This window comes from Streptomyces sp. NPDC056061 (assembly GCF_042266885.1).
In the GTDB taxonomy this organism is placed as follows: domain Bacteria; phylum Actinomycetota; class Actinomycetes; order Streptomycetales; family Streptomycetaceae; genus Streptomyces.
This window is the reverse complement of sequence record NZ_JBHJWQ010000037.1, coordinates 24,785-43,639: the sequence shown is the minus strand read 5'-3', so window position 1 is coordinate 43,639 and position 18,855 is coordinate 24,785. Positions and strand designations below refer to the sequence as shown.

Below are 18,855 nucleotides of genomic sequence, written 5' to 3'. Positions count from 1 at the left end.
TCGGCGGCCGAGGCGCCGTCGAGGCGCGCGGTTCCCCGCAGGCCCGGACGGGGCCACCGGTGGCCCCGTCCGGATACCGGTCACACGCCCCGTTCAGTCGCCGTCACTCGCCCCGTTCGGACATCGGCCATACTCCCCGTCGGGCGTCGTCGCGCGCCGCGTTCAGTCGCCCAGCACCGACAGGTCCTGCACGGCCGAGGGGACCGCCACCGTTCCACGGTCGTCGACCAGGGTCTGCACGGTGAACATCTGGACGCCGTCCTGAGGGAGGCTCAGCATGCGTGCGGCGTGGACCGGACCTCCCGATTCCGTACGGACCGTCAGCGCGTAGGTGCCCTTGAGCCCGGACGGCACGGGGGGCTCGAACGCGAGGGTGGTCCCGCCCTTGACCGTGTACGTCTTGACGGTCTGTTCGCCGCCCTCGCTGCCCGCGGAGGCGATGACCTCGACGGTGGCGGTGGCGCCCGGAGCGGTGAGCGAGAGGGTCGATCCCTTGGCCCGGTTGTCCGCCACGGTCGCCTGCGCGCCCACCGGATCGCTGGCCGGAATGTAGCCGGACTCCTGGCCGTCGCCCTTGCCCCGGACCACGCGCAGCGCGGCGACCACCGGAGTGCCCTTGCCGCCCTTCGTCGGGGTCAGCATCAGCGAGCCGGGTTCGCCCCGGGTGATGTCCTTCAGGTCGACGGAGGCGGTCATCCGTGACTTGACGTGCAGCTCCTCGTGCCCGAGCGGCGCGAACGGACCGGTCTTGCCGACCAGTCGGATCTTCAGGTCGGCGTCGTCGCTGCCGGGCGCAAAAGCGACCAGCCGGACCGATGTGGCGTCCGCCGGGATGCCGGGGAGCACCAGGGTGCCGTTCGGTGCGGTGGAGGCGGGCAGCCAGTCAATGCCGGTCTTCTCGTCGGCGGCCCTGACCGCGGCGCCCACCCGGCCGGAACGGGTGGTGACATGGACGGTCACGTCCTCGATCGCCTCGCTGGTCAGTGTGGAGATCAGGACGGGTACGCCCGATCGGGCCGGGACCGTGATGCCCTCGCCCGCCTCCGTTTTGAGGAGGCCCTTCGGGCCGTACAGCTCGATGTCGGCGACGGCCGCGCCGTCGTCCGGGTTGGTGAGGTGGACATAGTCCTCGCGGGACTTCGCGGTACTCGCGGCCGGGAACCAGAAGTCCGTGCCCGGTGCGGTACAGCTGATGCCGAGCAGACCGCGGGAGCCCGCCTCGACCGTGGTGGTCTGCTGGACGGTCCAGCCGGGGGCCAGACGGCCGGTGGCGGTGCCGACCAGGGCGGGGGCGTCGGCGGTGGACACGTCGGCGGTGGCGGGCTTGCCGGGCTCCTTGAGGGAGACGACGGGCTTCGTGGGGTCCGTCTTCTCCTCCTTCTTCTTGCCCTTGTCGCCCTTGTCGTCCTTGCTGCCCTTGCCGCCCTTGTCCGCGGTGCCACCGGCCGTCGACGACGTCAGTTCGGCCGTACCCGCCTCACCGCCACCGGCACCGGTCGCCGGGGTGAAGGACGTGTACGTCGTCTTCGCGAGGTCCGCGCGGCCGGACGACGGGCAGAGCAGGCTGGACCGCTCCACCGGGAGCCGCGGGGCGGCCTTCGGCTCCGCCGTATCCGTGTCGCCGGGCGCGGTGAGCGCGGCGAATCCGGTGACGGCGGCGAGGGCGACGGTGCCCGCGATGAGGGACAGGTTGCTGGACTTCACTCGGACTCGCCTCGCGATGCGTTACCGGTCGGCCACGGGTTCTGGCCCGGGGCGGGGTTCTCGTCGGGGTTCTGCGGGGCGTACGGGCCCTGCCCGCCGTAGCCGGCCCCGGGGGCGTACGGGGCCGACTGCGGGTCGTAGCCCGGAGCCTGCGGGTCGTACGGCTGCTGTTGTTGCTGTTGTTGCTGGTGTGCGTAGCCGTAGGGGTCGTAGGCGTTCTGCTGGTACGGGTCGGCGGTGTGCTGCCGGCCCTGGGACGCGTCGTACGAGGGGTCCTGGGCGGCGCCGTAGGAGGGGTCCTGCGGCGTGCCGTACGAGGGGTCCTGGTACAGGGCGTTCGGGTACTGCTGGTAATCGGCGCCCTGGTACTGCTGCGCGTCCCATTCGCCGTACTGCTGCTGCGGCACCGCCGCGTACCGACCGGTGTCGGCGCCCGCCGCGAAGACGTCCTGGCCGTCCGGGTGGGCGGCGTAGGTCTCCTGGCCGTCCGGGTGGGCGGCGTAGGTCTCCTGGCCGTCCGCGTGGGCGGCGTAGGTCTCCTGGTTGCCGGGCGTTCCGGACTCCGAGGGGTGCGGGGGGCCGGACTGCGGCTGCGGCTCTCCGGGCTGCTGAGCGGGGATGTACTCCCCCGGCGCGTCCGGTTCGTCCCCGGGGTCCGTGCTCCCGGCCGGTACCGGCTCGGCCTCCGCCTCGGTCTGCGCGGCCGCGCGGAGCCTGCGTGCCCGGCGGCCCTCGCCCGAGACCGGCTCTGCGGTGACCGCCTCCGACTCGTCGGGCAGGTCGTCGTCGATCTCCCGGCGACGCCCCGGCAGGGCGAGGACCACCAGCACCAGGGCCAGCAGCGACTGGGCCCAGACCCAGGCGGTGTGGGTGAACGGGGTGTCGTACGTGAGGTCCAGCGTGCCGCCCTCGGCGGGCAGTTCGAAGCCCTGGGCCCAACCGTCCACGGTCTTCCGGGTCAGCGGGCGTCCGTCGAGTGTCGCCTGCCAGTTCGGGTCGGCGGCGTCGGCGATCCGCAGCACCCGTCCGGCACCGCCCGCCGGAATCTTCGTGTGCGCTTCGACGGGGAGGGAACCCACGGGCAGCTGCTCGCCGCCTGCCTCCGCCGGGACGATCATGATGCGTGCGACCTGGCGGTCGACCCGCCACAGCGCGCTGCCGTCCAGCTGGCTCAGCCGGCTGAGGCCCGGGGTCGCGTCGAGGACCCGGCTCATCTCCTTCGGGGCGCCGTCGCGCACCAGGACGTAACGGATCGCGAACCCGCCGAGCTGGCTGCCCTGGTCGGCGCCGGAGCCCGCGACCAGGTTGGCGACGACCTTGTCGAGGTGGCTGTTGCCGCCGCCCGCCTCGGCCAGTTCGGCGTCGCCGAGCCGCGCGCCCGAGCCGCGCACCAGGGTGTACGGGACGGTGGCGGTCGAGGTGCCGCCGAGGACCAGGGTGCGCGGCTGGTCGCGGGTGCTGCTCTCCTCCGCGACGAACGCGGGCACCTGCACCGGATCGCGGCGCTCCAGCGGGCCCGCGGCACCGCCGATCATCCAGCCGGCGGCGGCCAGCGCCGGGGCGATGCCCGCGGCGAGGGCGATCAGCGCGGCAACGGGCTGACGCCAGCCGAAGCTGAGCTCGGCGACGCGCACCCGGGCCCCGTCCGCGCCGACCAGCGCGGCGGCGATCAGCGCGATGCCGTAGACCAGGGTGGCGGGGCCCGCCCAGCCGGAGCCGTTCGCGAGGGCGGCGAAGAACAGGGCCACGAGCGCCGCGACCCATGCGGTGCGCACCGCGAACTGCCGCTCCCCGCGCAGCAGCGCGGCCAGCGCGGCGAGCACGATGCCGAGCAGCAGCACACCGCCGGCCGTCTTGGGCCCTCCGGGGCTGATGCCGAGGAGGTCGAGCGCGGAGGCCGTGCCCGCACCGGTGTCCAGGCCCACTTCCCCCAGGAGGCGGGACGGTTCGGTGAGGAGCGAGAGCGACCACGGGGCGAGGACCAGCAGCGGCGTGCCGATCGTGGCGAGGAAGCGCAGGCCGTACGCGGTGATGTCGCGGCGGCGCAGGACGAGCACTCCGATGCCGAGGACGACGGCCATCGGCCACACGATGGGGGTGAACGCCATCGTGACGGTGAGGAGCAGGGTGTACGCCCAGGTGGCGCGCCAACTGCCGCGGGCGTCACCGGTGGCGCGCATGCCGTGCGCGGCGACGGCCGCGCGGGCGATCAGCGGGAGCAGGACCGCGAGGACGGCGGTGCCGAGCCTGCCGGTCGCGAGGGCACCGGTCGCGGCGGGCAGGAACGCGTACGCGACGCTCGCCCAGGCCCGCAGCAGCCGGGAGGGGATCAGCGACCGGGAGGCGAAGTACGCGGTGAGCCCGGCGAGCGGTACCGAGCAGACGAGCAGCAGGGTGAGCGCGAAGCCGGTCGAGCCGAGGAACAGCGCGGACAGGGCCGAGATCACGGCGAGGTAGGGCGGTGCGGTCTGGGTTCCGCCGGTGCCGAGGGGGTGCCAGCCGTCCGCGAACCTGCCCCACAGATCGGAGACGTCGGCGGGAGCGGGCAGCAGGGCGCCGCCCACGAGCGCGCCACCGCCGAGCAGTCCGCGGCAGGCGACGAGCGAGACGAGGAGCAGGACGGCGAAGAGCACCGGGCCGGGCTTGCGCGCGATCCGCTTCAGCCGCGCGAACTGCTCGATCTCCAGGAAGTCGGCGTCGTCGCCGCCGGGGCCGGACTCCACGGCTCCGTGCCGGGACCCGCCCGAGTCGGCGTCGGACCTGTTGCCGAAGTTGCCGGCGACCTGTTCGACGGTGGCCCGGACGGTGGCGCCGGGCGGCGGGAAGAGGGCTCTCAGCTCGGCCTGGTCGACGGCCCCCTTTCCGCGGTCCCGCCGGGCCGCGAGGATGCGTCCGGGGCGCAGCAGGGTGCCGACAAGCCCGGCGACCTCGTCGAGCGCCTGGCCGGGCACCTTGCCGACGAGGTAGGCGAGGGTGCGCAGGAACGTACCGACGACGAGCCGGAGCAGCACCCAGGGCAGCACCTTGCTGCGGGCGTTGGCGAGCATCGTGTAGACGGCACCGGCCTTGTCGACGCGGTGCGGGGAGGCGACCGAGCGTCCCACGCAGTCGATGGGGCGGCGCTCGCGGGCGGATGCCTCGGCGTGCCGGAGCACGGCCTCGGGCGCGACCAGCACCCGGTGTCCGGCGACGTGCGCGCGCCAGCACAGGTCGACGTCGTCGCGCATCAGCGGGAGTCTGCGGTCGAACCCGCCGAGTTCCTCCCAGATGTCACGGCGGATCAGCATCCCGGCGGTGGAGACGGAGAGCACGGTGCGGACCTGGTCGTGCTGGCCCTGGTCCTGTTCGCGCCGGTCGAGCCCGGTCCAGCGGCGGCCGCTGTTGGCGATGGAGACGCCGACTTCGAGGAGTTGCTTGCGGTCGTACCAGCCGCGGAGTTTGGGGCCGACGATCGCGGCGTGCGGGTCGTTGTCGACGACGCGCAGGAGCTCGGCGAGCGCGTCGGGCGCGGGGGCGCAGTCGTCGTGCAGCAGCCAGAGCCACTGGACCGGTTCGCCATGCGGGAGTTCGGGGAGGTCGTAGGCGTCGTCGTGCCAGGTCCTGGTGGCCGGGTCCCAGCCGCTGGGGCGCTTCAGGTACGGCAGGTCCTCCGAGGTGAGGACGCCTGCCGTTCCGACGGCCTCGTCGACGGCGGTGCCGAAGCTCGTGCGTCGCGCGAGGTGCAGGACGCGTTCGGCGCCGAGCGCCTCGGTGACCAGCCGCGCGGAGTCGTCGGCGCTTCCGGTGTCGGCGGCGACGACGTTCTGTACGGGGCGTTCCTGCCCGAGCAGTCCGGCGAGCGCGTCGGGCAGCCAGCGTGCGCCGTCGTGGGAGACGAGCACGGCGGTGACGACATGCCGGGGGAACTCGGGGGCGGCGGCAGCCGCGTACGGCGCCGTCGGTTGGCTGTGCACGGACATCGAGGTACGGGCCCTCCGGCCGGTTCCGGGGGCGTTCCCCCGGCGGCTGCATCGGTGTACGCGCCCGCTCCGTGGGGGGCGTTGGCGCGTCTCGGACGGGGCCCCACACTAACGCTACGGATACGACGGCGGCGCCGAGCGCTCGAACGAGCGGCCCCGGCGGGAGGGCTCGGGGCATCGTCCGGGGCCTGGACATGGCGACGGCCCGCCGCCTGCGGACGGGAGCGCGGGCGACGGGCCGTGGTCCTGGTCGGTGCCCCTTGTCAGTGGCCGCGGCCGACAGACGCGGTCAGTGCTCGGTGGTCGGTGGTCGGTGGTGACACGGTTCGGGATGCCCGGCCGTCCCGGGCGCGCGGGCGGGGACGGTCGGGCGGGGGGCCGGTCCGGTCCCTCCGAACAGTCCCGGGCGCGGGCGGACGGGGTCGGGCGCCAGTCGTCGCGGCGGCGACGGGCCGAGAGTCCCGGCACCCGGCCGGAACCGCGGCGGGCGGCCGCCGTCGCGCCGCCCGTCGTACGGCAGGGCCGGGCGGGCGGCGGTCGCGGCGAAGGTCAGACGGCGGCCTTCTTCAGGCGACGCCGCTCGCGTTCGGAAAGTCCGCCCCAGATGCCGAAACGCTCGTCATTGGAAAGGGCGTATTCAAGGCACTCGGACCGCACCTCGCAGGCAAGACAGACCTTCTTGGCCTCGCGGGTGGATCCGCCCTTCTCGGGAAAGAAGGACTCGGGATCTGTCTGGGCGCACAAGGCGCGCTCCTGCCAGCCGAGTTCCTCGTCCGCGTCCTCGACCAGCAGTTGCTGGAACAGCTCGGTCATGTGCGCCCCTCGTCTGTCTCTTGCGTCCCCGTGATGCAGCCGTTGCTGATTACGGCCGAACGACACGAGTGAAATTACAAGTGTGTATCTCCAGGTCAGTCAAGCGAGGATCTGCTATCGACCCCGGTATTCACTCTGCGGAACCAAGAGTACGCGGAAAGTGTGCAAATCACCAAAAAACTGACATACGGCCTCGGCCTCATCGCACCAGACCTTCCACCGGGTGAGACGAGCGGAGCCGCTCGCATGTTTCGGTCCGACCATCGAAGCGACCAAGATCACAAGCAGGTCACGGGGTCGCGATGGCGCTTACGGACACGATTGGTGCGCCACATTTCCGCCACCATGGCTGAATAAACCTTTCTTCAGACTGGGTAGCCGGATGGGGTGAAACATAGGTCACAAATCAGACATTGGGTTGACAGTCGTGGCGGTGAACCGGTCTCCTTGATGGCATGCCAGCGACTGCAGCGACGTACACCACCCACATCCGTGGGTTCCGTACCGCTGTCCAGGCCCGCTGTTGCTGTTCCAGCTGTCACAGCTGTTGATCCTGTAGGGCTTGCGCCGGTTCCGATCCGGCTTCCCCTCGCGGAGCTCCGCCACAGAGCGCTCCCGCGAGGCGCATGCGCAGAAGAACTCCCCCGGCCGAGGGATCTCCTCGACGCCCGCGCGGCCCTCCGGTACCTCCCCTCGACCACCCGCACATGCATCCCCATGCCGAGGAACCACCGCTTCCATGAACAGCGACAGCGACCTTCAGATCGCCGGCGACATCCTTGAGGTCACGCACCTCCTCCAGCCGGCCCGCGAGCACCCGTCCACCGTTGCCGAGTTCGTCGGGCTCGCCCGCAGCATCGCCGCCGACCGCGCGCAGTGGGCGCCGCTCGTCCGGTACGACACCACCACCCGCTGGTACCACCGGCTGCGCGCCGTCCCGCAGGCTCCCGACTCCGCCCGCACGGGGCGGACCCCGCACATCGGCTACGAGGTCTGGTTGCTGAGCTGGGTGCCCGGCCAGGGCAGCGGACGCCACGACCACGGCCCGTCCTGCGGGCTGCTGACCGTCCTGGACGGCCGACTGACCGAACACTCCGGACGCGGCACACGGACACTGGCCCCCGGCGCCCAGCGCGTGTTCGCGCCCGGCTACGTGCACGACGTGGTCAACGACTCCCTCGAACCCGCCGTCAGCCTGCACATCTACTACCCGGGCCTCACCGAGATGCCGATGCACACCGCACAGTGCGCCCCGGCCACCGCGAACGGCGTACCCGCCTGACAGTCCCACCCGTCGCCCACCACCACCCCGTCAACGGACCCGGCTTCGCCCGACAGTCCCACCCGTCGCCCACCACCACCCCGTCAACGGACCGGGCTTCGCCTGACAAACTGTTGGGCATGCGCATTGTGGTTCTGGCCGGCGGTATCGGTGGTGCTCGTTTCCTGCGTGGCCTCAAACGGGCCGCGCCCGACGCGGACATCACGGTGATCGGCAATACCGGTGACGACATCCATCTGTTCGGGCTGAAGGTCTGCCCCGACCTCGACACCGTGATGTACACCCTCGGCGGTGGCATCAACGAGGAACAGGGCTGGGGGCGTACGGACGAGAGCTTCCACGTCAAGGAGGAACTCGCCGCATACGGTGTGGGGCCAGAATGGTTCGGGCTCGGCGACCGCGACTTCGCGACGCACATCGTCCGCACCCAGATGCTGGCCGCGGGCTACCCGTTGAGCGCCGTCACCGAGGCGCTCTGCGCGCGGTGGAAGCCGGGCGTGCGGCTGCTGCCGATGTCCGACGACCGCGTCGAGACGCATGTCGCGGTCGACCTGGACGGCGAGCGCCGGGCGATCCACTTCCAGGAGTACTGGGTGAAGCTGCGCGCCTCGGTCGAGGCACAGGCAATCGTGCCGGTCGGCGCCGAGCAGGCCAAACCCGCACCCGGTGTGCTGGAGGCCGTCGCGGCGGCCGACGTCATCCTCTTCCCGCCGTCCAACCCCGTCGTGTCGGTGGGGACGATCCTCGCCGTGCCCGGCATCCGGGAAGCGATCGCCGAGGCCGGGGTACCGGTCGTCGGCCTGTCCCCCATCGTCGGCGACGCGCCCGTGCGCGGCATGGCGGACAAGGTGCTCGCCGCCGTCGGCGTCGAGTCGACGGCCTCGGCCGTGGCCCGGCACTACGGCTCCGGGCTGCTGGACGGATGGCTCGTGGACACGGTGGACGCCGGGGCGGTCGACGAGGTGGAGGCGGCGGGCATCCGTTGCCGCTCCGTCCCGCTGATGATGACGGACGCCGACGCGACGGCGGAGATGGCCCGGCAGGCCCTGGCGCTTGCCGAGGAGGTACGGGCATGAGCGACGGGACGGCCGGTTCCTCCTCCGCCCCCTCCTATCGGGTCCGGGCACTGCCCGGCATGCCCGAGGTTCGGGCCGGGGACGACCTGGCGAAGCTGATCGCCGCCACCGAGCCGGGCCTGGCGGACGGCGACGTCCTGCTGGTGACGTCGAAGATCGTCTCCAAGTCGGAGGGCCGGATCGTCGAGGCCACCGACCGGGAGGCCGCGATCGACGCCGAGACGGTCCGGGTGGTGGCGCGGCGCGGCACCCTGCGGATCGTCGAGAACCGGCAGGGACTCGTCATGGCCGCTGCCGGTGTCGACGCCTCGAACACCCCGGCCGGAACGGTGCTGCTGCTGCCCGAGGACCCGGACGGCTCGGCGCGGGCGATCCGGGACGGGCTGCGGGACCTCCTGGGCGTCGAGGTCGGAATCGTCATCACGGACACCTTCGGCAGGCCCTGGCGCAGCGGGCTGACCGATGTCGCCATCGGGGCGGCCGGGGTCCGGGTGCTGGACGATCTGCGCGGCGGGACGGACGCGTACGGCAATCCGCTGAGCGCGACCGTGGTCGCCACCGCCGACGAACTCGCCGCGGCCGGTGACCTGGTCAAGGGCAAGGCTGCGGGCCTGCCGGTCGCGGTGGTGCGTGGGCTCGGCCACGTCGTGGATCCGTCGGACTCCGCGGGCGGTGCACGGGCGATGGTGCGGGGCGCGCCCGACGACATGTTCCGGCTGGGCACGTCCGAGGCGGTGCGGGAGGCGGTGACCCAGCGGCGCACGGTGCGCGAGTTCACCGACGATCCGGTGGACCCGGGTGCGGTGCGTCGGGCCGTGGCCGCGGCGGTGACGGCGCCCGCCCCGCATCACACCACGCCATGGCGATTCGTCCTGCTGGAGTCCGAGGAGTCGCGGACCCGGCTGCTCGACGCGATGCGGGAGGCGTGGATCACGGACCTGCGCCGGGACGGGAAGAGCGAGGAGTCGATCGCGAAGCGCGTACGCCGGGGTGATGTGCTGCGCCGGGCGCCGTACCTGGTGGTGCCGTGCATGGTGATGGACGGCTCCCACACGTACGGGGACGAGCGCCGGGACGCCGCGGAACGCGAGATGTTCGTGGTGGCGGCCGGGGCCGGGATCCAGAACTTCCTGGTGGCGCTGGCGGGCGAACGGCTCGGCTCGGCGTGGGTGTCGTCGACGATGTTCTGCCGTGACGTGGTGCGCGAGGTGCTGGACCTGCCGGAGTCGTGGGATCCGCTGGGCGCGGTCGCGGTGGGACGGGCCGCGGTCCCGCCCACGGCGCGGGGCGCGCGGGACGCGGAGGCATTCGTCACGGTGAGGTGAGATGAGGTGCGGTGCGATGGGGCGGGGTGGGGGTGATTGCTCCTCGCCGCCGCGTCCGCATGTCACACCGCACGGGTCGGACGCCCGGCACGGGACGGCCGTCGGGGACGTGCCCGTCGTGCCGGGCGCGGCTCACAGACGGGCGATGTCGCCGCGGGTCATGCGTGGGGCGCGGCGGGGCGGGACACGGCCCGAGAGCAGGATGAGGCGGGTGGCCCGGTGGCGCTGGCCCTCGTAGGGGGCGAGGAGGGCCAGCATCTCCTCGTCGTCGGCGTGCCGGTTGTCCGCGAGGGCGTGGCCGACGATCCCGGGGAGGTGGAGATCGCCGACCGTGACCGCGTCCGGTGCGCCGTTCGACCGCTGGAGCGTCTCGGCCGCGGTCCAGGGGCCGATGCCGGGGACGAGTTGCAGGCGGGCCATGGCCTCGGGAAGGTCCATGCCCGCCGCCTCCTCCATGCGGCGGGCCACCCGCACCGCGCGCAGGATCGTGGCCGAGCGCTTCGCGTCGACGCCCGCGCGATGCCACTCCCAGGACGGGATCAGCGACCAGGTGCGGGCGTCCGGCATGACGTGCAGACCCAGGGTGGTGAAGGCGGCGTCCCCCTCGGGGCCGGGCGCCGGGGTGCCGTGCGCCCGGACGAGATACCGCCAGGCCCGGTACGCCTCGTCCGTGGTGACCTTCTGTTCGAGGATCGACGGAATCAGCGACTCCATGACCAGGCCGGTGCGCAGCAGGCGCAGCCCCGGACGCCGGTGCCGGGTCAGGGCGAGCAGCCGGTGGCGCGGGCGGAAGGCGTCCGGGTCGTCCTCGGCACCGAGCAGCGTCGGGAGCCGGTCCAGCAGCCAGGGCGCGCCCGGCCCCCAGGCGACCGCCCCGATCCGGTCGCCGCGCGCCACCAGACGGAGGGTGCCGGGGCCGGCCGGGGTGCGGCCGGTGCGCCAGACCGTGCCGTCCCGGGTGATCCGGAAGGTGGGGTCCGCGGGACCGCGCCGCAACGGGCCGAGGACCAGGCGGAGGTCGAGCGGGCCGGCCGGGGCCCAGTCACGGGTCAGGGCATCCGCCGCCGGTGCCGCCGCCTGGTGCGGAACGGCCGCGCGCGGGGCGCTGCGGGGGGCGAATCGTCCTGCCACGATGCTGTCCTCGGTCGTCGGGGCCCCGTTCGCCGGGGTGCCTGTCGAGGGTAGACGCAGCGGCGCGCACACGCCGGTTCGGACGGGTGACCGGAGGTTCGGACGGGTTCCCAGCGGTTCAGGCGGGTGCCCGGTGGTTCGGACGGATGCCCGCTGGTTCGGTGGGGCGTGCTTGTCCCCGGACCCGACGCGGGGCGTACGCCGGGCTATTCGCCGGCGGAGAAACGGACCGCCGCGTCCGGCAGGACCGCTCCGCACCAGACGCGGATGCCGCTGAGCAGTTCGTTGTCGGCACCGACCCGTGCCCCGTCCCCGACGACCGCGTCCTCGACCACCGTGCGCGGGCCGATCCTGGCACCGGCTCCGACCAGCGAGTCCGTGATCACGGCTCCGGGCCCGACGACCGCGCCGGCCAGCACCGCGGAACCGTCTATCCGGGCCCCCGCCCCGATGAGTGCGCCCTCGCCGACGACCGTGCCGCCGGTGAGCTTGGCGTCGGCCGCGACGGAGGCCGTCGGCAGGACGAGCCGCTCGCCGCACCGGCCGGGGACGGCCGGGGACGGGGCACGGCCCAGCACCAGGTCGGCGGAGCCGCGTACGAAGGCGCGCGGGGTGCCGAGGTCCAGCCAGTACGTGGAGTCGACCATGCCCTGGAGGTGGGCGCCGGAGCCGAGCAGTCCGGGGAAGGTCTCACGCTCGACGGAGACCGGCCGGCCGGCCGGGATGGTGTCGATGACCGAGCGCCGGAAGATGTACGCCCCCGCGTTGATCTGGTCGGTGACGATCTCCTCCGGCGTCTCGGGCTTCTCCAGGAACGCGGTGACCCGGCCGCTGTCGTCCGTCGGTACGAGACCGAAGGCACGCGGGTCCTCGACGCGGGTGAGGTGGAGGGAGACATCCGCGCCGGAGGTGGTGTGCGTGGCCACCAGGGCGCGGATGTCCAGGCCGGTGAGGATGTCGCCGTTGAGGACGAGCACCGGTTCGTCGGGTCCCGAGGCGAGCCGTGGGGCGACATTGCGTATCGCGCCGCCGGTGCCCAGCGGATCGTGTTCGGTGACGTACTCGATGTGGAGGCCGAGCTTCGAACCGTCCCCGAAGTACGGTTCGAAGACCTCCGCCAGGTACGACGTCGCGAGGACGATGTGCTCGACCCCGGCGGCCCGGGCCCGCGCCAGTTGGTGGGTGAGGAAGGGGACACCCGCCGCCGGGACCATGGGCTTGGGGGTGTGCACCGTGAGCGGGCGGAGCCGGGTGCCCTTGCCGCCCACCAGAAGGATCGCTTCTTTTGCCTCTGTCACAGCGCTGACTCTGCTTCCTGGTGGGGCCCTGCTCGTTTCGGCTGGCCAGTGTATGCAGACCGGATCGGTCGTCACCGGTCGGTGGCCCGCAGCGGTCCGCGGCGCCCGGCAGCAGTGGTTCGCGCCGATTTGTTTCGTTCAGCGCCCCTGCAGCCGGGCGGAGCTGGTGCGGGCCGAGCCGAGCTTCTTGTAGAGACGCGTTCCGGGGCATTCGGTTGCGAAGCCGTCCCGATGGCCCGAGATGACGTGAAGGCTGACCTTCGATCCCTTCTTGAACTTGTTGCCGCCGCCCGAGACGAGTGTGGTCCTTCCGCGCGGGTCGGCTCCGAACAGGCCGAGCTTCCAGGCGGTGAGCTTCGCGACGGCGTTCACCGCGGCGGCGGGCGGGTTCGTGTTGCTGAAGGTGCCGAGTACCGCGATGCCCATGCTGTTGGTGTTGAAGCCGAGTGTGTGCGCTCCCAGGACGGGCTTCGTCACGCCTCCCGCGCGCCCTTCGTAGATGTTGCCGCACTTGTCGACCGCGAAGTTGTAACCGAAGTCGCGCCAGCCGCTGCTCTTGACGTGGTACCGGTAGATGCCGCGCAACACCGAGGGTGCCTGGGCACACGTGTAGTTGTTGCCCGTGGCGCTGTGGTGGATGAACGCGGCCTTGACGGTCTTGGTGTATACGAAGGCACGCTCCCTGAGCTTCTCGTCGGCGCCCCAGCCCTTGCGGGTGATGATGCGCGGTCGGGGCCCGATGTACGGCTGCGCGCCGGGTGCCAGTCCGGACTGCGTTTCACTGCGCGCCTCGGTCTCCGCCTCGGTGAGGGCGGGGAGCACGCTCGCGTCGAGCGACGCGGTGTCACGCGCCGCGGAGTCGGGGGCGGTCGTGCCGGGCGTCGCCGTGCCGGGCGCTGTCGTGCCGGGCACTGCCGTGTGATCGTCTGCGGAGCCCCACATGTTCCACATGTCCCGGACGGCCTCAGTAGTCGCGGCAGCCGCGGCGTCGGCGGCCGAGGTGGCGGCCGATCCGGCCGATCCGGCCGAGGCGGCGTCCGCGGCGGCATCCATGGCGTCCGCGACGGCTGCGGCGCCTACGGCCCCGGGCGCCCCCTTGGCCCCGATAGTCCCTATAGTCCCGAGTGTCCCCGTGGTCCTGGCAGCCCCACTCCCCTCGGCCTCCCCGGCCGCCTCGGTCTTCCCACTCCCCTCGACCTTCCCTGCTCCCTCGGCCTCCCCGGTGGGCACCTGCTGCGGGTCCTGGCCGGGGTCGACAAGTTCGAGGCGCAGACCGGCGGGCAGCGGGGCCGCGGAGGTCGTCCGGCCACCGCGGTCGGTGGTCCCGGAACCGGGGGCCTCGGGACGTACGCGTACCGCGACGCCGTCCGAGTCGCCGACCCACAGCGGGGCGGTGGTGCCGCGGACACCGCCGGACTCGCGCTCGGTGCTCCCCGGGTCGGCGGCGTGCTCGGCGTTGTGCGTCTCCAGGTCCTGCCAGTCGGACCAGCGGCCGGTGCCGCGGGCACGGGTACGAACCTGCACGGTCCCGTGGAGCTCGGTGTCCGGGTCGTCCCAGACGACACCGACCAGCGAGAACGGGCGGACCTCACGCTCGGTCAGCCCCTGTTCGACGGCGTCGGCGGCCCTGGCGGGGTCGCCGGTGGCCGGTCCGGAGGGCTCGGCGAGGGGCGACATCGGCAGTGACTGGGTCGAGCCCGGCACCGCGGGCGGATCGGCGGCCTCGGCGGAGGCAGGGGCGGTGTCGGAGGCCGCGCCCGCGGGCGCGGCCGACGGCAGTACGAGAACCGCCGCGCAGGTGACACCGATCGAGGATGCAAGAAAGGCGCGCATGCACATCATTCTCGACATAACGGGGCAAGTACGGCTACCGGGATTTCCCTGAGCAATTGACGGCCCGTCTGCCGAACCGGTGTACCCGCCGCCCGCGAGCGACCTCCGGCGCGGCGTCGCCGCGTACTCTTGCGCGGATGAACGCCAGCGACCGCACCCCCGCCGACCTGCTGCGTTCCGCGCTCGCCGCGGACCCGGCCCGCCCCTTGGTCACTTTCTACGACGACGCCACCGGAGAACGCGTGGAACTGTCGGTGGCCACCTTCGCCAATTGGGTGGCCAAGACCGCCAACCTGCTCCAGGGCGACCTCGCCGCCCAGCCCGGCGACCGGCTCGCCCTGCTGCTGCCCGCGCACTGGCAGTCCGCGGTGTGGCTGCTCGCCTGTTCCTCGGTCGGCGTGCTCGTCGACGTGCACGGCGATCCGGCCGACGCCGACCTCGTCGTCAGCGGCCCGGACACGCTGGAGGCCGCACGCGCCTGTTCCGGCGAGCGGGTCGCCCTGGCGCTGCGCCCGCTGGGTGGCAGGTTCCCCCAGGCTCCGGCCGGGTTCGCGGACTACGCGGTCGAGGTGCCGGGCCAGGGCGACCGGTTCGCCCCGTTCGCCCCCGTGGACCCGGACGCCCCCGCACTGGCGGTCGGCGGCACCGAGCTGACGGCGTCGCACCTGGTGGCGCGCGCCCGTGAGGACGCGGCGGGGCTCGGGCTGAGCGCCGGGTCCCGGTTGCTGACCGGGCGCGCGTACGACAGCTGGGAGGGCCTGAGCGCGGGGCTGTTCGCACCGCTGGCCGCGGGCGGATCCGTCGTCCTCTGCCGCCATCTGGACCATCTGGACCAGGACGGCCTGGCGAAGCGGCTGGAGAGCGAACGGGTCACCAACACCGCGGTATGACAAGCGCCCTGAGGGCCACTCATCCGGCCCATACCGGGTCGAGTCCTCAGGATTGGGCGTCGGCTCAGGTACATGATCGGCGGTACGGGCCCCCGGAACACAACCAAGCGTGAGGTTCAGCCGTCTACCCCTGCGACCGGCGGCCCAGCGCGCCGCCGAACGTGAAGGATGGACGCAGACGTGAGCGATAGCGCCGGCCCGCCGGGCGACTCCGAGGGCTCGACCCCGGACACGGGAACGTCGCGGGCCGGGGAGGACTCCGACCCGGGAACGTCGCGGGCCGGGGACGACTCCGACACCGGCCCGGTGCCCGACGGCGGCCACAACCGCCACTGGCTGCGCTGGACGGCACTCGGCGCCTCGTTCCTGGTACTGGTCGCCGCGGGCGTCGGCGCGTGGCTGTACCGCAAGCTCGACGGCAACATCAGGACGGACACCTCGGCAGCCGCCGAACTCCGTGTGTACGAGCGGGAGCGGCCCGCCACCGTGGTGCGCAACGCGGAGAACATCCTGCTCATCGGTTCCGACAGCCGGGCCGGCGACAACCGCGCGTACGGCCGCGACGACGGCGGCAGCCAGCGCTCGGACACCACGATCCTGCTGCACCTCGCCGCGAACCGGCAGAGCGTCACGGCGATGTCCCTGCCGCGCGACCTGATGGTGGAGATCCCGGCCTGCCACAAAGCGGACGGTACGGTCACGAAGAAACAATTCGCCCAGTTCAACTGGGCCTTCGAGTTCGGCGGGACCGCCTGCGCGATCCGCACGGTCGAGAAGCTGACCGGCATCCGGATCGACCACCAGATGGTCGTCGACTTCAACGGCTTCAAGGACATGGTCGACGCCGTCGGAGGGGTCGAGGTCTGCCTCAAGAAGCCGGTCGACGACCCCGACGCCCATCTGAAGCTTCCCGGCGGACGCCAGAAGCTCGACGGCGAACAGGCACTGGGGTACGTACGGGCCCGCAAGTCCATCGGCAACGGCAGCGACACCGAACGGATGGACCGCCAGCAACAGTTCCTGGGCGCCCTGGTGAACAAGGTGCAGAGCAACGGTGTCCTGCTCAACCCGACGCGGCTGTACCCGGTACTGGACGCAGCCACCAAGTCGCTGACCACCGACCCGGGCCTGGACAGCCTCAAGGACCTGTACGACCTGGTGCGCGGCCTGCGTGACGTACCGACCGACCGGGTGCAGTTCCTGACCGTGCCCCGGAAGCCGTACACCGCCGACCCGAACCGGGACGAACTCGTCCAGCCCGACGCGGACCAACTCTTCGAACGACTGCGGGCGGACGCACCGGTCGCGGTGGTTCCGGCGGACCGCACCGGGGGCGACGACGGAAAGAGCGCCGACAAGGGGGACAAGGACGCCAGGAGGGGTCAGGGAGCGGCGGCGCGGGAAAGCAATGCCGCCACCGATACTCCGGACGCCGCGGGGCCGAACCCCACACCCACGTATTCGGGCAACAACGCGGCGGCCGATCCATGCGAGCGGTAAAGCAATTCCCAAGCAGAAGCCGGTGATCGGCGTGTAATGACCAGATTGACCAGTTGTAAGGGCCGTGGAATTTGTCACGCTCGTCGCTCGATACCGAACTGGGCCGATAGTGTGACGCGATCCGGTGCTTCCGGCCATCAGGCCGCGCACTCCTGGAGCGAAAGAACTGGCGCCTGACCGGGGGGAGGCGCCTCGCGTGGCACCGACGGAGGACTCAAACAACCGTGGATGCGCAAAGCCGTGGGCGGGCGGATGAATTCGATCCCGCAGACCAGTGGGTTCTCAACCCGGACACCGGCGATTACGAACTGCGACTGAACAATTCCGGAGGGGATTCGACAGGCGCTCGGCAGGAAACCGAACCGCGCGTCCCCCGTCGCAGAGAAGCCACGCACGACAGCGAACGCAGAGGCGCACCCCGGAAGGACGGCGGCGGGCACGAGGCCGACGGCGGCGGGCACGGACGAGGGTCCGCCGCACGCCGCGAGGTGCCCGGGCAGCGCAGCCGCCGTTCGGCCAATGGTCCGCGCGGCAAGGAGGATTCCGGCTCCGGTGGTGCGGAGGGCAGGCGCAGCCGCAAGGCCCCCAAGGCGCGCCGCAAGAAGGTGCTGCTGTGGACGGGCGGCACGGTGGCCTTCGTCCTGGTCGCCCTGGCGGCGGGCGGGTACGCGCTGTACGAGCACTTCAACGGCAATCTGAACACGGTCGACGTCGGCACCGCCGGCAACAAGAACGTCTTCGACTCCGGCGCCCCGGTGAACATACTGATCATCGGGACGGACAAGCGCACCGGCAAGGGCAACGAGGGGTACGGCGACAAGGGCAGCGACGGCCACGCCGACACCAACATCCTCTTCCACGTCTCCGCCGACCGCACCAACGCGACGGCGCTCAGCATCCCGCGCGACCTGATCACCGACATCCCGGACTGCACCACCAAGCAGCCGGACGGCTCGGAGAAGGTGGTCCCCGGGACGTCGAACATCCGTTTCAACGTCAGCCTCGGCCAGGACGGCCGGGACCCGGGCTGCACCATGCGCACGGTCGAGCAGATCACCGGCCTGAAGGCCGACCACTTCATGATGGTCGACTTCAATGCGGTGAAGGAGCTGTCGAGCGCCGTCGGCGGCGTCAAGGTCTGCCTGGCCAAACCGGTCAAGGACCCGAAGTCCCATCTGGACCTGTCGGCGGGCGAGCACCGCATCCAGGGCGAGGACGCCCTGGCGTTCGTCCGGACCCGGCACAGCTTCGGCAACGAGAGCGACCTGGACCGGATCAAGGTCCAGCAGCAGTTCATCGGCTCGATGATCCGGCAGATGAAGTCCGACGACACGCTGACCAGCCCGACCAAGCTGTACGGCCTGGCCGACGCGGCGACCAAGGCACTCACCGTCGACAGCGGCATCGGATCGGTGAAGAAGCTGACCGCGCTGGCCCAGGAGCTCGGCAAGGTCGACACCAAGAACATCACCTTCGTGACGGTGCCGGTGCTGGACAACCCGGCCGAGAAGGTCAAGGCCACCGTCGTGCTGAACGAGGCCAAGGCCGATCCGCTGTTCGCCATGATGCGTGAGGACACCTCCCTGACCGAGGTGAACGCGCAGAAGAAGAAGGCGAAGAGCAAGCAGGACGCGCTCCTCAAGGGGCCCAGGGCCGCCGCGGCGGACGTCCGGGTCGACGTCTACAACGGCGGCGACATCCCCGGGGCCGCGCAGTCCACCGTCGCCTGGCTCCAGAACGACCAGGGCGTGCCCAAGTCCACCAACAAGGCCAACGCCCCGGAGAAGACCGACAAGACCGCCCTGGAGTTCGCGCCGAACCAGGCGGACCAGGCCCGCGCCCTCGCCGACATGATGGGCCTGCCCGCCTCCGCCCTGAAGCAGGGGACCGCGGACGCCGAGGGGCTCCAGGCGATGGTCCTCACCCTGGGCCGCGACTTCAAGGGCGCGGGAATTCCCGTCGCGGCACCGACGAAGGCGCCCAAAGACGTTCCGTTGGCGAACGCCGCCAAGGCAGAGTGCGCCGAGTGACACCGGGTCACCGC

12 protein-coding genes are annotated in these 18,855 nt (G+C 72.1%); 6 read left to right on the top strand and 6 right to left on the bottom strand.

Annotated elements, in window-relative coordinates; genetic code table 11:
* Positions 1 to 162: 162 nt before the first annotated feature.
* The 3 genes from ACFC79_RS33460 to ACFC79_RS33450 form a co-directional block, all read right to left on the bottom strand.
* On the bottom strand, positions 163 to 1,704 hold the full coding sequence (locus ACFC79_RS33460; RefSeq protein ID WP_376248205.1) for a DUF5719 family protein: 1,542 nt from the start codon (positions 1,702 to 1,704) through the stop codon (positions 163 to 165).
* Positions 1,701 to 5,663, bottom strand: a complete 3,963-nt coding sequence (locus ACFC79_RS33455; RefSeq protein ID WP_376248203.1) for a glycosyltransferase — start codon at positions 5,661 to 5,663, stop codon at positions 1,701 to 1,703. Before ACFC79_RS33455 ends, ACFC79_RS33460 begins: the two co-directional genes overlap by 4 nt.
* Before the next feature lie 549 nt (positions 5,664 to 6,212).
* Entirely contained in the window at positions 6,213 to 6,476 is a 264-nt protein-coding gene (locus ACFC79_RS33450; RefSeq protein WP_030927001.1) for a WhiB family transcriptional regulator, read from the bottom strand.
* Positions 6,477 to 7,215: 739 nt separating this feature from the next.
* Here ACFC79_RS33450 and ACFC79_RS33445 point away from each other — a divergent pair.
* The 3 genes from ACFC79_RS33445 to ACFC79_RS33435 all read left to right on the top strand — a co-directional run bounded on the left by ACFC79_RS33445 (position 7,216) and on the right by ACFC79_RS33435 (position 10,159).
* Positions 7,216 to 7,758 carry a cysteine dioxygenase family protein gene (locus tag ACFC79_RS33445; protein WP_376248200.1) on the top strand — a complete coding sequence of 181 codons (543 nt, stop codon included), beginning with the start codon at positions 7,216 to 7,218 and terminating at the stop codon, positions 7,756 to 7,758.
* Between the two features lie 119 nt (positions 7,759 to 7,877).
* Positions 7,878 to 8,834 carry a 2-phospho-L-lactate transferase gene (gene cofD, locus ACFC79_RS33440; RefSeq protein ID WP_376248197.1) on the top strand — a complete coding sequence of 319 codons (957 nt, stop codon included), beginning with the start codon at positions 7,878 to 7,880 and terminating at the stop codon, positions 8,832 to 8,834.
* A complete protein-coding gene (locus ACFC79_RS33435) occupies positions 8,831 to 10,159 on the top strand; it encodes a coenzyme F420-0:L-glutamate ligase (protein WP_376248194.1) in 1,329 nt (442 codons plus the stop codon). The genes cofD and ACFC79_RS33435 overlap by 4 nt, the downstream gene beginning before the upstream one ends.
* A 132-nt stretch (positions 10,160 to 10,291) precedes the next feature.
* Here the strand turns inward: ACFC79_RS33435 and ACFC79_RS33430 are convergent, their stop codons facing one another.
* From ACFC79_RS33430 to ACFC79_RS33420, 3 genes are all read right to left on the bottom strand, one after another.
* A complete protein-coding gene (locus tag ACFC79_RS33430; RefSeq protein WP_376248192.1) occupies positions 10,292 to 11,290 on the bottom strand; it encodes a DNA-3-methyladenine glycosylase family protein in 999 nt (332 codons plus the stop codon).
* Positions 11,291 to 11,496: 206 nt separating this feature from the next.
* A complete protein-coding gene (locus tag ACFC79_RS33425; protein ID WP_376248189.1) occupies positions 11,497 to 12,588 on the bottom strand; it encodes a sugar phosphate nucleotidyltransferase in 1,092 nt (363 codons plus the stop codon).
* Positions 12,589 to 12,726: 138 nt separating this feature from the next.
* On the bottom strand, positions 12,727 to 14,421 hold the full coding sequence (locus ACFC79_RS33420) for an N-acetylmuramoyl-L-alanine amidase (protein ID WP_376248187.1): 1,695 nt from the start codon (positions 14,419 to 14,421) through the stop codon (positions 12,727 to 12,729).
* Positions 14,422 to 14,558: 137 nt separating this feature from the next.
* Here ACFC79_RS33420 and ACFC79_RS33415 point away from each other — a divergent pair, with 137 nt between their 5' ends.
* From ACFC79_RS33415 to ACFC79_RS33405, 3 genes are all read left to right on the top strand, one after another.
* Positions 14,559 to 15,311, top strand: coding sequence for a TIGR03089 family protein (locus ACFC79_RS33415; RefSeq protein WP_376248185.1), 753 nt, complete (start codon positions 14,559 to 14,561; stop codon positions 15,309 to 15,311).
* A 168-nt stretch (positions 15,312 to 15,479) separates the two neighbouring features.
* Positions 15,480 to 16,811, top strand: coding sequence for an LCP family protein (locus tag ACFC79_RS33410; protein WP_376248182.1), 1,332 nt, complete (start codon positions 15,480 to 15,482; stop codon positions 16,809 to 16,811).
* 224 nt (positions 16,812 to 17,035) lie between these two features.
* A complete protein-coding gene (locus ACFC79_RS33405; protein WP_376248179.1) occupies positions 17,036 to 18,841 on the top strand; it encodes an LCP family protein in 1,806 nt (601 codons plus the stop codon).
* Positions 18,842 to 18,855: the final 14 nt, after the last annotated feature.